Source organism: Microcoleus sp. Pol7_A1, assembly GCF_036701085.1.
GTDB lineage: Bacteria > Cyanobacteriota > Cyanobacteriia > Cyanobacteriales > Microcoleaceae > Microcoleus > Microcoleus asticus.
In genome coordinates this window covers 65,830-85,302 of the sequence record NZ_JAUBQD010000029.1, presented here as the reverse complement: position 1 = coordinate 85,302, position 19,473 = coordinate 65,830, and the positions used below count along the sequence as shown (strand labels likewise).

Below are 19,473 nucleotides of genomic sequence, written 5' to 3'. Positions count from 1 at the left end.
TTCATTTTTTTATGGTCACAATCAAGTATTGCATATAATTGTATCACAATCATGATAATGATTTAGGATTGCTATATCTCAATTCTATTAACTGCGATCTGCTGCTTGATAAACTCCATAAAAGGCATACTAAAAGTTAGCCTGCCTATACTATGTTTGATCGCCATTTCCCAGACGCTAGCTGTACTCAGGAGAATATCGTTCTCTCCGTTGTCAATTAGCGATCGCCCTGTTGCGGTGAGTCTCGAACTGTCTGTCGTATACCAAATAAAGGCATGAGTGTCCAACAACAACCTCATTCCATGTACTCCTTAAACTCTTCTAGCGGTTCGTCAAAATCATCGGACATCCAAACCATTCCTTTGGCACTTCCTGCTTGCCGATTGGGTTTAGCTTGTTTGGGTATTCCTACCAATTTTACAACAGGCTGGTTATCTTGAGTAATCGCCACTTCTTCGCCTCTCATCGCCGCTTCGATTAATTCCAGAAGCTTTTCTTTTGCCTCAATAATGTCTACTTGATACATAATTCGTGCCTCCTTACTATCAATTTATAACATCACCATTCTAACTCAATTAAACAAATCCTCTTCCTCCAAATCAACCGACTGCAACTGAGCGGGAGTAGCCGGAATCGCTGCAATTATTGCATCGATTACCTTCGCCACCGGAATAATCTCCATCCCCAACTCCGGCACCGGTTGATTCTTAGGAATAATCGCCCTTTTGAAACCCAATTTCGCCGCTTCCCTCAGCCGCAATTCTAATTGGGAAACGGGCCGCACCTGTCCCCCCAAACCCACTTCTCCGAGCAAAACAGTGCGCGCATCGATTACCCGATCGCGAAAACTGGCCACAACGGCGATCGCAACTGCCAAATCCGCCGCAGGTTCGTCCACTTTCAACCCGCCCACCGTCGCCAAAATCACATCTAATTTAGATAAAGGAATCCCCACCCTTTTCTCCAAAACAGCTAAAATTTGCTGCAATCTAGCATTGTCCACACCTGTAGTAGTGCGGCGCGGCGAACCAAAACTCGCAGGGCTGACTAACGCCTGAATTTCTACTAAAATCGGTCGAGTTCCTTCGCAAGTAACAGTCGTCGAAGTACCGGGCGAAAATTCATCTTTATTGCCTAAAAATAACTCCGACGGGTTATCTACTTCTCGCAAACCGTTTGCTACCATTTCAAAAACACCGATTTCGTGAGTAGCGCCAAAACGGTTTTTCATCGATCGCAAAAGCCGGTGAGAAGCAAAGCGATCGCCCTCAAAATAAAGTACAGTATCTACTAAATGTTCTAAAACCCTCGGCCCGGCCAAAGCTCCATCTTTCGTAACGTGACCGACAATAAATAAAGTAATATTTTCCCTTTTCGCAACCTGCATCAAAGCCGAAGTACATTCCCGCACCTGAGCCACCGAACCCGGAGCCGATGTTAAACTAGCAAAATAAATAGTTTGGATGCTGTCAATCACCGCCACATTCGGTTTCAGCGCTTCCAACTCCCGCAAAACAACTTCTAAATCCGTCTCTGGAAGCAAATAGAAATTCTCCGCTGAATTGTCCTCAGAATCCTTTTTAGCTTCCCCGTTGCTGCCGGATTTATGCCCGCCGTTGCTTGACAATTCAACCGGATTAGCCACGCCCAAACGCTGCGATCGCAACTTCACCTGCTGGCCGGACTCCTCCGCACTGACATACAGTATGCGATCCTTGCGGGACAACATATTCGCCACCTGCAACAGCAGGGTCGATTTCCCGATTCCCGGTTCCCCCCCAATCAACACCAGCGATCCGGGAACAATCCCGCCTCCCAAAACTCGATCGAGCTCCCCGTAACCCGAAGGCCAGCGAGACTGAGTTTGGTCGGCAATCTGCGATAATCTGAAAGATACCCTTGGTTGACCCTTCGACTTATCAGGAGGCGAACCGCCCGCTGTCTTAGTTGTCACCCCTGTTAAACCAGCCCGCGACACACCAGCAGTAGGTTGTTCTACCTGCTCGTCAAAAGAATCCCACTTCTGACAGCTAGGACACCTGCCAAAATATTGTGGTGAATCATACCCGCATTCCCGACAAATATATTGTATTCGAGGCTTAGGCATTGTTTACTATGATAAATAGTCACCCTAACATTTAGAAAAGTCTGAGTTAAAGCAATTATCAAGCTTTCAGACCGCTCCCCACACATGATTCAATTTGTGTCTTCTATGATAGGGTACAAAAAATTAACATTATCTGAAATGTAACTTAAGGAGTGCTCGGTAACTTGGAAAACCATAAAGAAAAAATTCTGGTAGTCGATGACGAAGCCAGTATCCGCCGCATTCTGGAGACTCGCCTTTCCATGATTGGCTACGATGTCGTCACCGCTGCTGACGGCGAAGAAGCTCTCGAAACATTTCGCAACACCGAACCCGACTTAGTGGTTTTGGACGTGATGATGCCGAAGCTAGACGGTTACGGCGTCTGTCAGGAGTTGCGCAAAGAGTCAGACGTGCCCATCATCATGCTAACCGCTTTGGGAGACGTAGCCGATCGCATCACCGGTTTAGAATTGGGTGCCGACGATTACGTCGTCAAACCTTTCTCTCCCAAAGAACTTGAAGCCCGCATCCGTTCGGTACTGCGGAGGGTTGACAAAAACGGAGCCTCGGGGATTCCCAGTTCCGGAGTCATCCACGTCACCAATATTAGGATTGACACCAACAAGCGCCAAGTTTACAAAGGCGACGAACGAATTCGGCTCACGGGCATGGAATTCAGCTTGTTAGAACTGCTTGTCAGCCGTTCTGGAGAGCCTTTTTCGCGATCGGAAATTTTGCAGGAAGTGTGGGGATACACGCCAGAACGCCACGTAGACACGCGCGTAGTGGACGTTCACATCTCGCGGCTTAGGGCAAAGTTGGAAGACGACCCCAGCAATCCCGAATTAATTCTCACCGCCCGCGGCACCGGCTATCTGTTCCAGCGAATTGTCGAAATTGGAGAAGTAGGATAAAGTCAGTTGGCAGTTGGCAGTTGGCAGTTGGCATTAGTTAAATTACCAACTACCAATTACCAATGACTAATGACTAATGATTACTGACTGATGACTAATGACTAAATCTGATCCCAATAGAGTTTTGCGGCAATTGCCCTTAGTTGCAGGAGGGTTAGCAGGTACGCTGCTAATGGTCAACCGCTTGCTGACAGAGCAAATTACAGATTCTCAAGCTCGATCGGACGCTTTAGGAGTAATTATCAGCGCTCTGCTGATTTTAACAGGTTTGCTGTGGCAGCAGGTGCAAGCGCGATCGCCGGATTCCGTAAAACTTATCGGCGAAGAAGGTTTTGAATTTGCGCCGGATTTGCCGGAGGCGGTGAAAATAGAATTAGCCTGGGCGTCGCGTTTGCTGTTGACAAATACCGCCACAAGGTCGATCGTAATTGTCTATCAGGGAAAAGTCCTATTGCGGCGCGGCATTTTAGGCATCAATCCCGAAGTCAAAATAGGGCCGATTTTGCAGCGAGTGTTCGACAAAAACAAACCAGTTTATTTAGTAAATCTCAATATTTATCCCGGGCGAATTGAATTTGACTATTTGCCAGAAAATACTCAAGGAGTCATCTGTCAGCCGATCGGCACTCAAGGCGTTTTAATCTTAGGTGCTAACGCGCCCCGCAGCTACACCAAACAAGATGAAAACTGGGTTGAAGGCATTGCCGACAAACTAGAAAATACCATCAATCGATTTTAGATTTTAGATTTTAGATTTTAGATTGTGGATTTTAGATTGTGGATTGCACAATGCCAGCTCGCGTCTTGGTGCGATCGTCTTCGAGGGCTGCGCTAACGACGGATTTGCCTCATTCTAGGTGTTGGCTATCGGCAATAAACAAGATTTATTACCGATATCTTTTGAAAAGAAAAAGAGCGAGCGCTCCCCCCAACAAAATTTGCAGGGTTTGAGAGTCTTCTTCACCACCAAGAAGCCGGCTGCGTACACAGGGCGCATCTTAGTCCTCAACAACGCTCTCCGGGTGCGCTAGGCGCACCTTACTAGCTCACAAATCGCAACTCAAAACTGAAAACTACTAGCGAGCCCAATCAGTACCGCGCCACAAAGTAAAAAACAAAACACTAGAAATCAGCGCGCCCAGCAGCCACTTAACAGCATTTTTAAATAACCCCAAGCGCTGGCCTGACTGAACCGCAGCGCTTTGCGTCTGTAACCGTTCCTTAGCCGGAGTAATTCTCGAAAGAATTTGCTCCTTCAATTGCTGTGGGTTTTGCGCATCCGCTTGTACCCCCAAACGAGTAAGTTCCCCCGCCAAATTCCTTAAATCTTCAGGAGTACCCTTATTCAGCCGTTCTTCCACCTGCTGCAACTGAGCTAATTGTTGGTTTGCTTGAGTAGTAATTTGCTGGTTGTTTTGGTTGTTGACGTAGATAGTACCAAAAATTCCCAAAGGCAGCATCAACAGAAAAACCAGACCTAGCAGCAGACAAACCCAAGACAAAACCTTCAAAAAAAGGTCTTCCAAACCTCTGCGGTCGTACCCTTCTCCAAAAAATATCAGCGCCATTGCCAGTAAAGGAACTGGCACCCGTTCCACTACAGCCCCAATCGTCTGCAATTCCCAGACGCGATTGCCAAAATTTGCTGGTATAAGAACTGCAATCGTATCTAATACAGACAGAATTAATAGACCGTAACCAATCCAACGCAGCCTGTAGATAGAAAAACCTTGCTCGCCTTGTACGTCATTCATAAAATAATCAGAATTGTTGTTAAGAAAAATCTCTCTTGACTCCGCCCAAAAACGGATACCGTGCCACGTACTCCTCTCGTGGAGAGTCAAAAATTTTAGACTCTTGTTCAAGCTTCCAAATTCACCTGTGGAGTAAATCTAAAATCTCAAATCTCAAAGCTAAAATCTAAAATCTACTGACTCGACTCAAGGCTCGGGAAATCGCGGCTGCCACCACCCATACCAAGAAACCCAAGCATTCTCTAGAATTTTTTTTGCATCTTCTGGAGTTGTTTTATCCAAAGGCACAGACATCTGAGTCCACAAACAGCGTCGGTCTTGAATATTTCCCCGACCCAACAACCAAAACAGAATGCGGTTCGGGTTCCAATCGCGAGTATTTCGATTATATCTAAACTGTTGGGAAGTGACTGTAGCACCGCCGCTAGGATTGATACACGAACTCAAATACAGTCGATTTTGCTGTTGCAAAATTCCGTGAAACCCCGTGCCTTGAGTGTTTACTAATGCTAGTTTACCAGGAGACGACTTGAGAACAGTATGTCCTTTCATCATACCTTCCACATCCCCAATGGTGTTTACCGCATAGCGCATCTCTATTTCTAGAGCCATGCTATTTTTTTGATATTCATATTTCCTGGCAGCTTTGAATTCAGAATTGTCGCTAAGTTTCAGCGGCGCGCTCTTCTGCATTTTCCAATCGGCTAGAGGCACCGACTCGGGAAACTCAAACGGGGTTGCCAGAGTGTTGCCGGCAGATGGATAGAAAACCAATTTTCCGGCAACCAACAAAACCGCTCCCAAAGTAATAGCCAACAGGGAAAGCCTAACTGGTTTCCAAGAGGTAATAGCCATTAGCAATTCTGTTCTTCCTTATTTTGGGGTTGATCTTTCAAAATAGCAAACCAGCAGAATAACCCGAAAATAGATACAGCAATCATCGAAAAGATTACCGAACCATTTCCTTCGTGCCAGTATTTAAATGCTTCGGGTTGAGATAGCGATACCAGCACTGCCATGAGAGCAACTCGCGCTGCATTCACTACAAATGCAATAATTATTGCCACGAGTGGCAGTACAATTTTCTGACCAAGTGTTGTAGGAAACATCAGCAAGAAAACCAGAGCCATTCCTAACAATTGTAGCATCGCATTCACCCCAGAACAGCCGTGATACACTTCTACGCTGCCCTTCTCCAGGATTAGGAAAACCCCTTTCCGCACAACTTCAAAGCCTAGATAGTGCAGGATGAAAGCTGAAAATTTAGCTGTTAATTTGGCGACATCAACGAATACTCCGATCAACCCGGGAGGAATCGCTGTATAGCCAAGAATTAGAAGTTCCTGCCAATATTGTTTCAGTCCTTTTGTTCCCGAAGCCAGCAATGCGAGACTGACTCCCGACAAAAAAGGCGTGGCTCTAATAAAAAAGTCGTATCCCGATATCGACGAACTTTTGAGCAATATTAAAGCAATTAACGATGACCCAAAGAAGCTGGCGAAAATTCCGCTTTCAAAAGTTAAGGATTCGTGCCTTTCCCAAATGAGAAATGCTACGACTCCCCAAAACAGTAACATTGTACCGAACAGGTCAGTGTCATTGGTTCTGGAAGTCAGAGTTAGGTGTAAGACTATCAAACCGGAGGCGATGCCTAACAGCCAGTATTTAGGTTCTTGGATGTGCTTGAGCGAGTTTATTTCGGTCATTGCTGCTTTTTGTTTTTACTAAAAGCTTCTAAAATGCTTTCTCAATCTGGTAACTCTATACAAATTATCCGCCACAAACACTTGAATTTATGCCTTTGGGATGATTGTTAAGTAAATCTTCACAAAAATTGACAAAAGTGAATTTTTGTGATAATTACTTCCACCTAATTAAATCTGAAGTTAGGCACTCATACCAAAGAAAGCGGGTTTTTTTACTCTGACCGATCGCACTCCACGAAAGATTTTCCTCCGTAAAACCCAGTTTCTGCGCCAGGAGTTTAAATGTAAAGCTTGAAGGCAAGACAAAAACCTTTCAGGACGCACTCTTGAGCTTGAAAAGCGGGTTTTTAGTTCCGGTTTCTCGCGGCCAGTGCGTCCAGGAGTAGATTAATTAGAGTAGACTTTCCGGTAGTAAGTTTGATATTCCTCGGAAAGCAGGGGTTCCCACCACTCGCGATGGGCTAAGTACCATTCCACAGTTTGTCGCAAACCTTCTTCAACTGTTACTGAGGGAGTCCAACCTAACTCTGTTTTAATTTTGCTGGCATCAATAGCGTAACGCCGATCGTGCCCGGCTCTGTCTTTGACAAATGAGATCAATTGTTCGCAAGGACGGGCGGGTAAATCCTCAGCTAATTCGTCCATTAGCTGGCACAGCATTTTTACTAAATCGAGATTTTTTACCTCGTTGTTGCCGCCAACATTGTAGGTTTCCCCAGGCTGGCCGCGGTGGATAACGACATCTAAAGCGCGGCAGTGGTCGAGAACATAGAGCCAATCTCGCACGTTTTGACCGTCGCCGTAAACTGGCAGCGGTTTGCCCAATAGCATATTGATGCACATTAATGGAATGAGCTTTTCTGGGAAGTGATAGGGGCCGTAATTGTTGGAACAGTTGGTGATAATTGTCGGGACGCCGTAGGTGTGGAAATAGGCGCGGGCGAGGTGGTCGCTGCCAGCTTTGGAGGCTGAGTAGGGACTGTTGGGCGAGTAGGCAGTTGTTTCTGTGAAGGCTGGGTCATCGGGGCCGAGACTGCCGTAAACTTCGTCGGTAGAAACGTGGAGAAAGCGCATTTCTGCTTTGAGAGAGGGCTCATCAATTGCTTCAAAATGCTTGCGGAAGGCTTCTAAAAGCGTGAAGGTTCCGACAACGTTTGTTTGAACAAAGGCGGCAGGCCCGATAATTGACCTGTCAACGTGGGATTCTGCGGCAAAGTGGGCAACTGTGGTGATGTTTTCTTCTTTGAGCAAGGTATCGACTAGGCTACGATCGCAAATATCCCCTTGCACAAACCGAAAATTTTCTCCTCCTTCCAAAGTTGCCAGGGTTTTTCTGTTTCCGGCGTAGGTTAAAGCGTCGAGTACGACTACTCGATCGCCCGGATAGCTGCTGCACCAGTGATGCACAAAATTCGAGCCGATAAATCCAGCCCCGCCCGTCACCAACAATCGGCGAGGGGCTCGCTCAATGCCTTGATTCCCGCTGTCTGTCATAAAAATAAGAGTTTTTCCAATAACTAAGCCTTTTCAAAAGTAGCCTTAAAAGTAGTTTGTCACCAAGTGTTTGCCAGTCTGTAACTAAATTTTCTACTGTCTCACCTCAGATGTTCTAATTTGGGCGCGATCGCGCATATTGGTTCACAATACTTTAACTTCTGCGGTTCTGTTACTCAAAACGCTTACAGAGCAACCATTGCAGATTTTTAAGCTGCCAATTTTAAATTTGAATTGCGTCAGGCTATAGTTGACATTTGCGATCGATCCGCGATTTTGGCGGCGCGCAGAGTTGATACATTTGTAAAGAGCTGTTACCATTAATTTTTTAATTGTCCTTTACAATCTCCAGAACACCGTCAACGACCCAGGTCTAAAGACACACTGGGCTTCTAGCCTAAGACTTAAACCACAGTTGACCAGACTAAGTGCCTTGCACTACGTTAACGGTAAGAGTTTAAAGACCTACCAAGGGATGCGAAGCTAGTTCCTTGCTCTAGAAATTTAGGATTAAACAGATTTATTGGGTTAAGTCAGTGTCCTAGATATAGTACCGGCCGTTAACATTGTCGAAGCTAACATCACCCCGAAAGGGAGGCTCCGCAAGGAGCAAACATTATGCGCTCGCGGGGTTGCCAAATTTGACATGGTAATTGTCAAGGGTGAAAGTACATCACATTCATTACACCGAATTAAGCAATCCCCGTGTAATGGAAAGATTCAAGGCGGTTGAAACCGCCGAGCTGTTTCCCACGAGCAGGCTAAAGCCGCGCTCGTTTCCCAGTTGCTCGTTTCCCACTTACCGAATTTTTTTTTATGAAGAAGTTTCAAGTGTTAGCTGGCATTGCTTCCGTCGTCGCGATCGCAAGCAGCATCGCCATCGGTGACGCCGCATCTGCTTACCCCTGTTCCTACAGCAAATCTGGGGCGACTAAATCAGGTTCTGCGACAACGCTCCTAGGTTCCGGCGGCTCGGAGCGAATGAATCCGTGGAAATCCTACAAAACAGGAGCTCTCGGTTTCCTAGGTTTGGCTGGAGTTTTGGGTGGCGGTGCGGCCTACATGAGCTACCGTGCCGGCAAGCGCGCCTCTGCTGCTTGCGCTGCGATGACCGATAATTTTGAAGTTTTTGAAGAACAGATCGCTCCGATCGCAGATGCAGGTGTTTCTGAATACCTGGAAGTTCCGGCGTTGCTAGATTTGGCGGCTGCCGGTGCTGTAGCTGAGTCAGCAGATGCGGTTGCAGCCGTTCGCGAACACCCAGAAGCTCCAGGCGGCGAGCTGGATTTGCCGGTTTCGCCAGTTGCCGAGTTGAGTTCTGAAATTGCGATCGAACAAGTCCAAAACGCGATCGTCAAATAGTTATTTCAAACCAAAGTATTCGCTCAAAAAACCTCCAATCTTGCAAGATTGGAGGTTTTTTGATGTAAAATTATCTACCCCTACAATTTCCTGTCAGTGCGATCGCGAAGCATTGCAAACAATTGACAAATGAATCGATCGCAAACAATATCATATTCCGGCGAAGCAAAGGAACGCCGAATTAATATCAATTTTAAAAAGTCTTGCTACAATTATCAAATTTTTACCAATTATTATTAAAAATCGCAGATACCCGTCAGTAAACGGCAGTGCCGTCTCCCTACAGTATTTGATCCGATTGAAAACTGCGATAAAATTAGATGACTCAAAGCGAGACAGTACGCTGCGCAGGCGATCGCCAGAAATACTCTTCATATCAATCTGAGGGTAGACGGCAAAAGTTCAAATCCCCTGCTACGGTGGGAAATATAGCCCTACAGATTACAACTATAGGTTATGAATGCTTGGCGCGATCGATTCAATCAATTTACAGGTAAAACTCGACTGGCAGTTTGCCGGGTGTTCGTTCACCTAACAGGCGAAGAAGTTGCACCGCTGTTAGGAGTTCTCAACCGCACCGCCAGACAAGCAATTGATGCCGATGGCGACCTAGCAGTTTTAGGAGAAGGTCTTGTAGAAATTTGCAATCACCTGTTGCAGTACGACAACTACTGGCAAGCAGCAGCCAATGAAGGCGATGTTTTTTGGAATGAAGGCGAAGCCGGCGATTATGTGGATGAACTTTTCACTGATTCAGCCGAGCGCTATCTCAGCGAGCCTCAATACAGCACATCTGTTTACGATAAAAATGCCCCCTTGTCTTTGCCGGTAACTAGAAATGTCGTAGTGATGCTGACAGTTGCTTATGAAGGCGAAATTCCTGCCCTAGAAACTGACCTAGCTGACATCAGCGCGCTGAAAGTCGGTTTAAAAGCAATGATTAATTTAAATTACCAGCACAGGCTCCGAGCTGTGCAAGTTCACTTTTCTCCCGCACAGTTGGGTGACGAACTTACCAACGACCAAGTGTTGGTCAATTTCCCCGAACTCATTCCCCTTTAAAAACTAGAAAAACCCCAACGATCGAAGCGGCGAAGAGAATTCGCTCCGACAAAAACGATGTCCGCCCCAAGCGGATGAGCAGAAAAGAGGGAAAATAACACAGGTTTGTAGTGAGCAGGGAATTCCTCAAGCTGGGAATAAATAAGAAATCAAGTCCTGACTGCAAGCTGGATTAGCGATAGAATGTAAATCGAGTCGTTGATAATTACCAATTACCTTGATTCAGGACACGCAATTCACAGAACCCGGGCTAGAAGTTGTTTGCTTCTTCCTTTTTCCTTACTAATTACCAATAATTATTTATGATGCTGCGAAAACTGACAATTTATTTAATGGCTTTAACTTTGTTATGGACGGCAACCGCCTGCGGTTCTCCTACCCCACAACCTCCTGCCAATCCAGCTCCAAATAGTAATGTTAACACGGTGCGTCCTGCTGCTGCCAACAATAACTTGGCTCAAGGTCAATATCCCGTACAGCAAGCTACCTACGACGATGCGAATGGTGAATACAGTTTGATGTTGCTGAATACTCCCGCCGGCAGTCCCCCAGTTTACCGCACTACGGATTTGCAAATGGCTCGCTTAACGGATGAAGAAATATCGGCAGGCAAGAAAAGTTATCTAAATGTGAATAACAATCAAGCGGTTTTGCATTTGACAGAAGATTTTAAAATTGAGTACGTTCACAACGTGACTGAAACTGTCAATAACCCTCAAACCGGTCAGCCCCAAACCGTAGTAGTGAGACAGCAATCAGGCTTCTGGGCGCCGTTTGCTGGGGCTATAGCCGGTCAGGCGATCGGCAGTTTGTTATTTAGACCGCAATATTATATGCCGCCAGTCTATCAGCCGGGAATTATGACAGGATATGGCGGCTATGGCAATACTTACAGCCAAGCTGTTAACCAATATCAAACTCGCTACCGAACTCCGCCTCCTGAGGTGAGAAACCGTCAAGTTTTAAGGACTACCGGCCGCCTGCGATCGCCCACATCTAACCAGCCAGTAAGACCCTCCGTACGTCCAAATGCCAATAATAGATCGACCGGTTCGGGTTACGGCGGCAGCACTTTGAGGCGATCGCCCAACTTAACTTCCCCGCAGCAAAGGCGGAGTCCGAGTTTTGGTAGCGGCAGGAGTTCCCGTCAACCGAGTCGGAGTGGCTCTTTCGGGAGTGGCAGAAGGCGCTGAGTTAAAGATTGCAAAAATCAGCAACTGAGATCGGTAAAAGTTGATTTTATATCTCCTCTCGATGCCACGCCGTCGCAGGTATTGAGAGTGAGAACTTTGGAATAGTTGATTTAGCCTTCTCTGTTTCCCCCAGACGAAAAAAATATGTGATTTAATTTCTACATTGATATGTAGGTGACCATATGTCTTCTTCACAACCCCCGTCAGGGGAAAGAAACCCTCTAGGATTGGATGAATTGATTGCTATCTTGGTTGCCTTCGGCACGATGGGAGCAATTTTATTTTGGGTAACAGGTAAAAATCCCGATCGATTGAATGCCAGAAATTGGCAATTTCCAGCCGTTTTTTCTCAACCTGCTGTTACGCCCGCGAGCCCGGGAATATTAACGCCTGCGCCGCCGAATTCGGATTTGCGATCTCCCGCTACAACCCTGGTTCCCTCAGAATCGGATGTCGCACCTGTGGCACCTTTAGGGCCGATTTTACCGGCAACTCCTCCGGTGGGGGCGATCGTCGTTGTTCCTCCCAAGCCAATTGTGCGATCGACTCCCGCTCCGGCAATTACCAAACCGAAAGCGGCTAAACCCAAAGTTGGGCCCGTTATATTATCCGATGTTCCAGACAAATATTGGGCGCGTCCGTTCATTGTAGCTTTAGTCGATCGGAAAATTTTTGCTGATTCCACGGACAACAAATTTCGTCCCGACGAACCGATGACGCGAGCCGAACTAGCGCGCTTAATTCAGCGAATGTCCGACGACAAAGAACCGATCCGAAAACCGATTGATTTTAAAGACGTAAAAGACAAGAGTCCGGTCGCTCCTGCGATCGACCACACTGTCAAAACTGGATATCTTAAAGGATACCCAAACAATGAGTTCCGTCCCGAAAAACAGATTCCGCGTGTCGAAGTAATCGCAGCTTTAGCAAGCGGTTTGAGCCTGAAACCATCAACAAAAGCAACCAAAACTTTACAAGTTTATACAGACAGGGCAAAAGTGCCGAAATGGGCAGTTAACAAAGTAGCATCAGCTACAGAAGCTGGTATTGTTGTCAACCACCCGAAGCGCACACTTTTGCAGCCGAATAGAATAGCAACTCGCGCTGAAGTAGCAGCCATGATTTACCAAGCTATGGCAAAAAAAGGTCAAGTACCTGCTAAGTCTTCTGAGTATGTTGTGAAGCCTTTAAAGTTGTCCAAATAGTATTTTAGGGGCGTTGCTCATAGGCCGCCCCAAAATAACATTTAATCGCTATTGTTTGCAGTCAGGAGTCCAGCCCTTACTGCGAAGCAGCTAAATTAATCTTGAAACACCATAATACTGCCCGAATAGCAAGCTACCCAAACCTGATTAGTTTCCGGATCGTAAGTAATCCCTATCGGACTGGAATTAACATTCACTTTTTGCAGCACTTTCATATCGCTAGTTCTAACTTTGCTAACAGTATTCGAGAAATAGTTGACCACATAAAGTAGTTTTCCATCATCAGAAATCGTCATGCTGCGAGGCGCTTTTCCCGTCCTAACTTTCTTCGCCACTTCACCCGTTTTTAGGTCAATTTTTGCCACATTTCCTTCACCGTTCAAAGTCGCATAAAGATAATTTCCGTTGGGGTCGATCGTCAAATGACGCGGCGCATTGCCAATATTTCTCAGCCATTCTACCGAAAAGTCTATGAGATTCACTTTGGCAATATCGGAAGAACCCATGACGGCAACATAGGCATTTTTTGAGTCGGGAGTGACAACAATACCCCGAGGATATGCACCCAGTTTTACCCGCTCAACTTCGAGATTTTTATTGATATCAACTACGCTCAAATCCCAACTGCACCAATTGCTCGCGAGCGCGAAGCGATTGTCAGGTGAAACAGCATTGAATTTCGGAACTGCACCTACAGGAATTACCTTTTCTATTTTCAAAGTTTGGGTATTGATGCGGTACAGGAAACTTTGGTCGTGTTTTGCCGCTGGAGAACACCTGTCGGTTCCCGGATTGCTAAACCCCGAACCGTACATTTTGTAGTTGGAGACGTAGCCATATTTGCCATCGGTTGAAAAAGCCGCTTCTACGGGAGAGCCTTGATAATTGCCTTTGAATTTAGAAAAGCCGAACTTCGACAAGTTTACTGTATCGGGAATAGTCTTGACTAATTTAAAGTTCCTGTCATAAACTGTGATTGTGTGGCGGTACATCATGTTTTGAGCAAAAAACAAGCCATCTCCCGAATAAACTATTGATTTGGGCGAGATGTTGCCGTAAATTGTTTTTTTCAAGGTCATTTTTCCTTGAGTGTTGTCGGGAGGATTTATTAGCCTTTGGGGTTGCGATTCACTTTCTTGTTTCTCCTCGGGACTTTCTGTTTTAAATGGTGGTAAAAATGGTTCTTGAAATAGAGGTTCTTGAGGCGGATTGTTAGTTGTATCTTCGGGTTGGTTTGTGTTTTCTGTGGCGCTAGGAGATGGCGAAGGTCGATCGACATTTGGCGATTGTTTTTCCGCAGCTTCAATGCTGGCGCTTTGGTTACCTTTCAGCACTGACAAGGTTTTAGGGCCGACAATTCCGTCTACTTTCAGGTTGTTGTCTGCTTGGAACTTTTTCACAGCAGCCCGGGTAATAGAACCGTAAAATCCTGTAGTCTTACCGCTAAAATATCCTGCTGCTTGCAGAGTTTTCTGGAGTTGGGCTACTTCTGGGCCTGAATCGCCTTTTTTGATGGCGAGTGCGGGATTGACTAAATTTAAAATTGTGAGAGCGAGCGTAAAGAAAAGTAAAGAAGTATAGGCTAAATTCAGGTGCTTTTTTGAGTTGGTCGATCGAGTTTGACCCGCAGCCGTTTCCCAAGTTTCAGCTAAATGTAGGTAGGCCAGTCCGTCCATAGTTTTTACCGGGTATTTTTGGTGCTATGATACACCAGTTAATACCCTTTTAGATTTTAGATTTTAGATTTTAGATTGGGAATGACTGATGCAATATGGGTTTGCAGCTTGCCTGCAGTTGCATTCTTTTTTTAAACTTGTATAACATTGATTAAAAAAAAGTCTTATTATAATCAAACTTAGGGTAAAATATCCGAGCAGCTTTTAGAGCAGTTTTTAAGCGTGCAAGCAAGTAGGAGCGATCGACAATGTGGAGTAGGGAACAAACAACCGCAGAATCAACGACAAAAGAATCCCGCCAGACGGTGCTGGGGGACGGTGACGGGGGACTTTGCCAGCGGGCTTGGGTAGAAATGGATTTAGCAGCTTTAACTCACAATGTAAAAGAGCTTAAAAATCTCTTATCTCCCCACACAGAACTGATGGCAGTTGTGAAAGCGGATGCTTACGGACACGGTGCTGTTGCAGTCAGTCAAATAGCATTGCAAGCAGGTGCTAGTTGGCTGGGAGTGGCGACAATTCCCGAAGGCATAGAATTGCGAGAAGCTGGGATAGAAGCGCCGATTTTGCTATTGGGGGCAACCCATACACCGGAACAGGTAAAGGCGATCGCCCAATGGCACTTGCAGCCCACTATTTGTACTGCCAAACAAGCCTTAATTTTTTCGGAAGTTCTCGCCGATCTCAACCAATCTTTGCCAGTTCACGCTAAGTTAGATACGGGAATGTCTCGCTTGGGTACGCCCTGGCAAGAAGCAACAGAATTTGTACAATTAGTCAAGCGGTTGCCCAATTTAAAATTAGCCAGCATTTACTCTCACTTGGCGACAGCAGACAGTCCCGATCCAGCAGTGATGAGAGAGCAGCACCAGCGGTTTAAACGGGCGATCGAGCAAATTAAAATAGCAGGAATTAACCCCCCTCGCCTCCACTTGGCAAACTCTGCTGCCGTCCTCGCTGACCGCGATTTGCACTACGATTTAGTGCGAGTCGGTTTAGCTACCTACGGTCTTTATCCAGCACCTCACTTGCAGTCGATCGCCAATTTGAAGCCCGCAATGCAGGTAAAAGCTAGGGTAACGCAGGTGAAAACAATTGAAGCAGGAACAGGCGTCAGTTACGGCTATCAATTTATAGCTCAGCGCCAGACACAGATTGCCGTAATTGGTATCGGCTATGCAGATGGTATTCCGCGCAATCTTTCTAATAAAATGCAGGTTTTAGTCAGGGGTCAGTTCGTGCGGCAAGTGGGAGCCGTGACGATGGATCAATTAATGCTGGATGTAACTGATATTCCCGATTTAGAAGTCGGTGAAGTGGTGACGCTATTGGGCAAAAATGGGGAAAATCAAATTACGGCTGACGATTGGGCGGCGACTTTAGGAACTATTTCGTGGGAAATTCTCTGCGGTTTTAAACACCGATTGCCCCGCGTAGCAGTAAACTATTAACAGTAGTTCGGCAGGGGTTTAAACCCCCTGGCTCATCGCTAAAGTGGGTTTAAACTGAGATGTTGCTTCATTGTCAAGAACAGGCAAGATGCCTGTTCCACAACAAGTGCATTTTATTGTGGGGTGGGCATCCTGCCCGCCCATATAAGGGTTATTGATAATGGTGCAATATCTCTATTTAAACCGACTCAATAGTTTGAGCGAGAAAAATATTGATTTTAGTCTTATTTTAGAGGACTTTAGTTATGAGACAGGAGTTGAAAACCCCTGTCGGAATCTGGGACTAATGCAGAAAACTGAGACTGCGTTTACCAATACCCAAGGCCCCATACTTCGGCTACACTCAGCACAAGTGACCAATTACCAATCTAAAATTAACATGACAGTTATTCAGACGTTTTTACCAATAGCCCAAACCTTCTATTCTCAGCTAAATGCAGAAAGAACACAAGCCTTGGAAGTAGCTCAAGAATTCTCGAGAAAACTCGTAGAATTGGGGTTTAAAATTGTACCTCAACTGCTGTGGGCGATCGGCATTTTGTTAATTACGCGATTTGCGATCGGCTTTGCGGGGCGCGTGACTCGCCGAGCACTGAGTCGCACCGAAGCCACACTGCGGAAATTCTTAGTTCAAGCTGCTGAAATTACGATTTTGGTAGTGGGAGTAGTCGCCGCTTTGAGTCAGTTGGGAATTCAAACTACCAGTGTGGTTGCGGTGGTTGGTGCGGCGGGTTTGGCGATCGGTTTGGCGTGGCAAAATACTTTGTCGCACTTTGCTGCTGGGGTAATGTTGATTAGTTTGCGGCCTTTTGAAGTCGGAGATGGGATCGAAGCTGGGGATGTTAAGGGAGTGGTGGACAGCATCGGGATTTTTTCAACAACCGTGGTGACAGACGATCGCATAAAAATTATTGTCCCGAACAATCAGTTGTTTAACGGTACATTGAAAAATACAACGGCAATGGGAACGAGGCGAGTAGACTTGAAAATTGATATTGGCGATCGACCGATCCGTCCAACTGTAGCTGAGTTATTAGAAATTGCCCACTCTCACCCCCTGGTTTTGGAGAATCCGCCCCCGACTTGTTTGGTAGCCGAGATTACTCCAGACACAACTATTTTATCTCTCCGGCCTTGGTGCGCGTCGGTGGCTTACGAACAAGTGCGATCGCAAGTTCAAGAACACGTCAAAGAAGCCATGAATGCCCACAAAAATCAAGAACAATAGATATCAATCTAAAATCTAAAATCCCAAATCTATCCGAGGTATTTCCCATGAGCAAGTGGTATCCGCAGCAAATTTTACAAGAACCCGGTGTCAGGATCACCGCCACCGAAAAACAAACAATTCTCAGCAAATTTCCGCCTCCCGACGAAACAACCGGTGAAATCTTTGCCGACGGAGTTTTTGAAGGCGGCGGCGTGCGCGGAGTTGCGTTTTTAGGAGCACTCAGATGCTGCAACGATTTGGGCATCCGCTGGCGAAAATTGGCAGGCACTTCTGCAGGTGCAATTACTGCCGCAGTCTTGGCAACCGACTTGTCAATTGATGATTTAGAGGAAATTTTAGGACAGCTCGATTACAGCATATTTTTAACTCAAAAAAACAGTCCTCTAATTTTAAACGGCGACCCCGCCGACGACTTGCAATCTCCTGCTTGGACGCTGCTTTTCCTCACAGTTAGCCGTCAGATGGGAGAATATTCGGCGCAGCCGTTCCGGCAGTGGCTGGAAGCAATGCTCGGTCGAGGTAACTTGCACACTTTTGCCGATGTCAAAAAAATCGTAAAAGACCGGGAATTAAAAGTAGTAATATCCAACCTCAGTCGGGGTGAAATGTTGGTAATCCCCGACGACTTGCGACGGCAGGAATCTGCCGATTCCGATGCTTTATACCAGCAGTTGCGACTCGCAAATCCCGAAGATTTTAGCGTAGCTGAAGCCGTGCGGTTGTCGATGAGTATTCCCCTATTTTTTGAACCGGGAAAACTGGGCGATGACTTAATTGTCGATGGCGGAATTTTGAGCAATTTCCCCCTGTGGATCTATGACAAACAATCCGTCGGTTCGACTCCCGCTATGCCCCGCTGGTTTACCTTTGGGTTTCGATTGGTCGATACCGGCATTGAGACTAAAGTTAAGATTGATACTCCCCTGTCGATGCTGGCGGCGATGTTCAGAACGATGATGAAAGCAAGAGACCGCTATCACCAGCGGGAGATGGATAAAGGCAGGGTGATTAATATTGATGTGACTGAAGCTGGGGTGACAACGACGGATTTTAATCTCGATGCCGATCGCAAGGCTCACCTGTACCGCTTGGGATATTTGTATACTAAGAGGTTCTTTTTGAGTTCCAATTTTAGTTGGGAAAAGCACTTGAAGGCTAGGGGCTTTGGGGAGCAGTCTTGATTTCGGGAATTGGGCATCGGGCATCGGGCATTGCGAATAGTTTCTTTTTCTTCCCTCTTACATCCTGTATCCGTGTCAAAATTCGTGTTGTGCCCTTCTTCCTTCCATACAGCGTCAGGGATTGAGGATTTTTTGAATTTAGGGGTTGCCAAAGGCTAGATGTGTGTGCTATGATTAGTTGCTGTCATCGGGAGAGGTGGCTGAGTGGTCGAAAGCGGCAGATTGCTAATCTGTTAAGGGTGTTATCATCCTTCGGGGGTTCGAATCCCCCCCTCTCCGTTCTATTTAATATTTGATCGATTGAGGGTTTGAGATTCGTCATATCAATTTCAGTTACACTGGAAGGATATAGAGGACACGGCGCCGTGCCCTGGGACTACCCGGATTAATTGTAGGGACACGGCACTCGCGGTGTCCGGGCTATTAGTAATATTAATTCCGATGCTACCGGATTTGATATCATCCCCTTGAATTTTTTGTTTTTCTTTCATATCGAATTCTTCCATGTTTCGATTTCTTTGCTATCTAAATGTCACCAACGATCGATCGCGCCTTGAATAGATTCCCTAGCGCTGGCAAGTCCCTCTTCGCGGGCTTCAGGGTGTTTATGCAAACTATGAGCGTAAATAAAGCTCATGTCAGTAATCCCCATAAAGCCAAAAACAGTCCTTAAATAAGGTTCGAGGTGATTGAGTGCCGCATCGGGAGTTCCACATTGATAATTACCTCCTTGAGACGCAATTACTAAGACTTTCTTGTCTTGCAAGAGTCCTTGGAAATTATTTCCATCCATCACAACGGTGCGACCGATCCGCACAATCTGATCGATGTATGCTTTGAGAGTGGATGGAACCGTGAAGTTGAAAATCGGTGTGGCAATCAAATAGCGATCGGCTGCAATCAATTCATCCACTAACTCATCCGATATGCGGATGGTATCTGCTAGTTCAGGCGTATGCTCGATGGATGGTGAGAATGCAGCAGCAATCCATGTTTCGGTGAGGTGGGGAACAGGATGATGTCCGAGATCGCGATAAGTCACTGTATCGTTGGGATAAACCGCTATCCATTTGTCAATAAACTCTTGTCCAAGCGTCCGCGAGATCGATCGATTCCCGCGCGGACTTGCATCAATTTGAAGAAGATGTGCCATGT

The 19,473-nt window shown here is 46.1% G+C and carries 19 protein-coding genes and 1 tRNA gene; 11 read left to right on the top strand and 9 right to left on the bottom strand.

Going from position 1 to position 19,473, the window contains the following annotated elements; genetic code table 11:
- Nucleotides 1-71 precede the first annotated feature (71 nt).
- Genes QUA20_RS17525 through radA form a run of 3 tightly spaced genes read right to left on the bottom strand, consistent with a single transcriptional unit; the run spans nt 72 to nt 2,107 of the window.
- Nucleotides 72-299 carry a type II toxin-antitoxin system VapC family toxin gene (locus tag QUA20_RS17525; protein WP_333190271.1) on the bottom strand — a complete coding sequence of 76 codons (228 nt, stop codon included), beginning with the start codon at nt 297-299 and terminating at the stop codon, nt 72-74.
- Nucleotides 296-526, bottom strand: a complete 231-nt coding sequence (locus QUA20_RS17520) for a type II toxin-antitoxin system prevent-host-death family antitoxin (protein WP_333190269.1) — start codon at nt 524-526, stop codon at nt 296-298. Before QUA20_RS17520 ends, QUA20_RS17525 begins: the two co-directional genes overlap by 4 nt.
- 45 nt (nt 527-571) lie before the next feature.
- Complete coding sequence (gene radA, locus QUA20_RS17515; RefSeq protein WP_333190268.1) at nt 572-2,107, bottom strand: DNA repair protein RadA; 1,536 nt, start codon at nt 2,105-2,107, stop codon at nt 572-574.
- Nucleotides 2,108-2,271: 164 nt separating this feature from the next.
- Between radA and rpaB the strand changes: the two genes are divergently transcribed.
- Nucleotides 2,272-3,003, top strand: a complete 732-nt coding sequence (gene rpaB, locus QUA20_RS17510) for a response regulator transcription factor RpaB (protein ID WP_071587789.1) — start codon at nt 2,272-2,274, stop codon at nt 3,001-3,003.
- Between the two features lie 97 nt (nt 3,004-3,100).
- The gene (locus tag QUA20_RS17505) at nt 3,101-3,742 is read left to right on the top strand and encodes a cofactor assembly of complex C subunit B (RefSeq protein ID WP_333190266.1); all 642 of its coding nucleotides are present in this window, start codon (nt 3,101-3,103) and stop codon (nt 3,740-3,742) included.
- A gap of 337 nt (nt 3,743-4,079) precedes the next feature.
- On the opposite strand, the gene hpsJ-A is transcribed toward QUA20_RS17505, so the two are convergent.
- From hpsJ-A to rfbB, 4 genes are all read right to left on the bottom strand, one after another.
- Nucleotides 4,080-4,757, bottom strand: a complete 678-nt coding sequence (gene hpsJ-A, locus QUA20_RS17500; protein WP_333190264.1) for an HpsJ-like protein, cyanoexosortase A-associated — start codon at nt 4,755-4,757, stop codon at nt 4,080-4,082.
- Nucleotides 4,758-4,943: 186 nt separating this feature from the next.
- Nucleotides 4,944-5,612: a cyanoexosortase A system-associated protein gene (locus QUA20_RS17495; RefSeq protein ID WP_333190263.1), complete on the bottom strand. Its 669-nt coding sequence runs from the start codon at nt 5,610-5,612 to the stop codon at nt 4,944-4,946.
- Complete coding sequence (gene crtA, locus QUA20_RS17490; protein WP_333190261.1) at nt 5,612-6,463, bottom strand: cyanoexosortase A; 852 nt, start codon at nt 6,461-6,463, stop codon at nt 5,612-5,614. Before crtA ends, QUA20_RS17495 begins: the two co-directional genes overlap by 1 nt.
- Nucleotides 6,464-6,850: 387 nt before the next feature.
- The gene (rfbB, locus tag QUA20_RS17485) at nt 6,851-7,957 is read right to left on the bottom strand and encodes a dTDP-glucose 4,6-dehydratase (RefSeq protein ID WP_333190260.1); all 1,107 of its coding nucleotides are present in this window, start codon (nt 7,955-7,957) and stop codon (nt 6,851-6,853) included.
- 816 nt (nt 7,958-8,773) lie between these two features.
- Between rfbB and QUA20_RS17480 the strand changes: the two genes are divergently transcribed.
- The 5 genes from QUA20_RS17480 to QUA20_RS17465 all read left to right on the top strand — a co-directional run bounded on the left by QUA20_RS17480 (nt 8,774) and on the right by QUA20_RS17465 (nt 12,779).
- Nucleotides 8,774-9,319: a hypothetical protein gene (locus QUA20_RS17480; protein WP_333190258.1), complete on the top strand. Its 546-nt coding sequence runs from the start codon at nt 8,774-8,776 to the stop codon at nt 9,317-9,319.
- A 456-nt stretch (nt 9,320-9,775) separates the two neighbouring features.
- Nucleotides 9,776-10,381: a DUF1517 domain-containing protein gene (locus tag QUA20_RS17475; protein WP_333190256.1), complete on the top strand. Its 606-nt coding sequence runs from the start codon at nt 9,776-9,778 to the stop codon at nt 10,379-10,381.
- Between the two features lie 302 nt (nt 10,382-10,683).
- On the top strand, nt 10,684-11,574 hold the full coding sequence (locus tag QUA20_RS17470) for a hypothetical protein (RefSeq protein WP_246276570.1): 891 nt from the start codon (nt 10,684-10,686) through the stop codon (nt 11,572-11,574).
- Nucleotides 11,575-11,598: 24 nt separating this feature from the next.
- A complete protein-coding gene (locus tag QUA20_RS32035; protein ID WP_172184665.1) occupies nt 11,599-11,679 on the top strand; it encodes a hypothetical protein in 81 nt (26 codons plus the stop codon).
- Nucleotides 11,680-11,756: 77 nt separating this feature from the next.
- Nucleotides 11,757-12,779: an S-layer homology domain-containing protein gene (locus QUA20_RS17465; RefSeq protein WP_333190254.1), complete on the top strand. Its 1,023-nt coding sequence runs from the start codon at nt 11,757-11,759 to the stop codon at nt 12,777-12,779.
- A 95-nt stretch (nt 12,780-12,874) separates the two neighbouring features.
- Here QUA20_RS17465 and QUA20_RS17460 read toward each other — a convergent pair whose 3' ends face one another.
- Complete coding sequence (locus QUA20_RS17460; RefSeq protein ID WP_333190253.1) at nt 12,875-14,455, bottom strand: peptidoglycan-binding protein; 1,581 nt, start codon at nt 14,453-14,455, stop codon at nt 12,875-12,877.
- A 248-nt stretch (nt 14,456-14,703) separates the two neighbouring features.
- Between QUA20_RS17460 and alr the strand changes: the two genes are divergently transcribed.
- The 4 genes from alr (at nt 14,704) to QUA20_RS17440 (ending at nt 18,597) form a co-directional block, all read left to right on the top strand.
- A complete protein-coding gene (gene alr / locus QUA20_RS17455) occupies nt 14,704-15,906 on the top strand; it encodes an alanine racemase (RefSeq protein ID WP_333190252.1) in 1,203 nt (400 codons plus the stop codon).
- Nucleotides 15,907-16,285: 379 nt separating this feature from the next.
- Nucleotides 16,286-17,134, top strand: coding sequence for a mechanosensitive ion channel family protein (locus tag QUA20_RS17450; RefSeq protein ID WP_333190250.1), 849 nt, complete (start codon nt 16,286-16,288; stop codon nt 17,132-17,134).
- Nucleotides 17,135-17,181: 47 nt separating this feature from the next.
- Nucleotides 17,182-18,318 (top strand): patatin-like phospholipase family protein, encoded by a 1,137-nt coding sequence (locus QUA20_RS17445; RefSeq protein WP_333190248.1) that lies wholly within the window; start codon nt 17,182-17,184, stop codon nt 18,316-18,318.
- A 190-nt stretch (nt 18,319-18,508) separates the two neighbouring features.
- Nucleotides 18,509-18,597, top strand: a tRNA-Ser gene (locus QUA20_RS17440).
- Between the two features lie 253 nt (nt 18,598-18,850).
- Here QUA20_RS17440 and QUA20_RS17435 read toward each other — a convergent pair.
- Nucleotides 18,851-19,471 (bottom strand): FMN-dependent NADH-azoreductase, encoded by a 621-nt coding sequence (locus tag QUA20_RS17435; RefSeq protein ID WP_333190247.1) that lies wholly within the window; start codon nt 19,469-19,471, stop codon nt 18,851-18,853.
- Nucleotides 19,472-19,473: the final 2 nt, after the last annotated feature.

Coding starts and splice junctions, on each gene's coding strand:
- QUA20_RS17505 (WP_333190266.1), top strand. CDS start 3,101: ATGACTAAATCTGATCCCAATAGAGTTTTGCGGCAATTGCCCTTAGTT.
- crtA (WP_333190261.1), bottom strand. CDS start 6,463: ATGACCGAAATAAACTCGCTCAAGCACATCCAAGAACCTAAATACTGG.
- QUA20_RS17450 (WP_333190250.1), top strand. CDS start 16,286: ATGACAGTTATTCAGACGTTTTTACCAATAGCCCAAACCTTCTATTCT.
- QUA20_RS17460 (WP_333190253.1), bottom strand. CDS start 14,455: ATGGACGGACTGGCCTACCTACATTTAGCTGAAACTTGGGAAACGGCT.
- QUA20_RS17445 (WP_333190248.1), top strand. CDS start 17,182: ATGAGCAAGTGGTATCCGCAGCAAATTTTACAAGAACCCGGTGTCAGG.
- QUA20_RS17475 (WP_333190256.1), top strand. CDS start 9,776: ATGAATGCTTGGCGCGATCGATTCAATCAATTTACAGGTAAAACTCGA.
- rfbB (WP_333190260.1), bottom strand. CDS start 7,957: ATGACAGACAGCGGGAATCAAGGCATTGAGCGAGCCCCTCGCCGATTG.
- radA (WP_333190268.1), bottom strand. CDS start 2,107: ATGCCTAAGCCTCGAATACAATATATTTGTCGGGAATGCGGGTATGAT.
- QUA20_RS17465 (WP_333190254.1), top strand. CDS start 11,757: ATGTCTTCTTCACAACCCCCGTCAGGGGAAAGAAACCCTCTAGGATTG.
- QUA20_RS17470 (WP_246276570.1), top strand. CDS start 10,684: ATGATGCTGCGAAAACTGACAATTTATTTAATGGCTTTAACTTTGTTA.
- QUA20_RS17495 (WP_333190263.1), bottom strand. CDS start 5,612: ATGGCTATTACCTCTTGGAAACCAGTTAGGCTTTCCCTGTTGGCTATT.
- hpsJ-A (WP_333190264.1), bottom strand. CDS start 4,757: ATGAATGACGTACAAGGCGAGCAAGGTTTTTCTATCTACAGGCTGCGT.
- QUA20_RS17525 (WP_333190271.1), bottom strand. CDS start 299: ATGAGGTTGTTGTTGGACACTCATGCCTTTATTTGGTATACGACAGAC.
- alr (WP_333190252.1), top strand. CDS start 14,704: ATGTGGAGTAGGGAACAAACAACCGCAGAATCAACGACAAAAGAATCC.
- QUA20_RS17520 (WP_333190269.1), bottom strand. CDS start 526: ATGTATCAAGTAGACATTATTGAGGCAAAAGAAAAGCTTCTGGAATTA.
- QUA20_RS17480 (WP_333190258.1), top strand. CDS start 8,774: ATGAAGAAGTTTCAAGTGTTAGCTGGCATTGCTTCCGTCGTCGCGATC.
- QUA20_RS17435 (WP_333190247.1), bottom strand. CDS start 19,471: ATGGCACATCTTCTTCAAATTGATGCAAGTCCGCGCGGGAATCGATCG.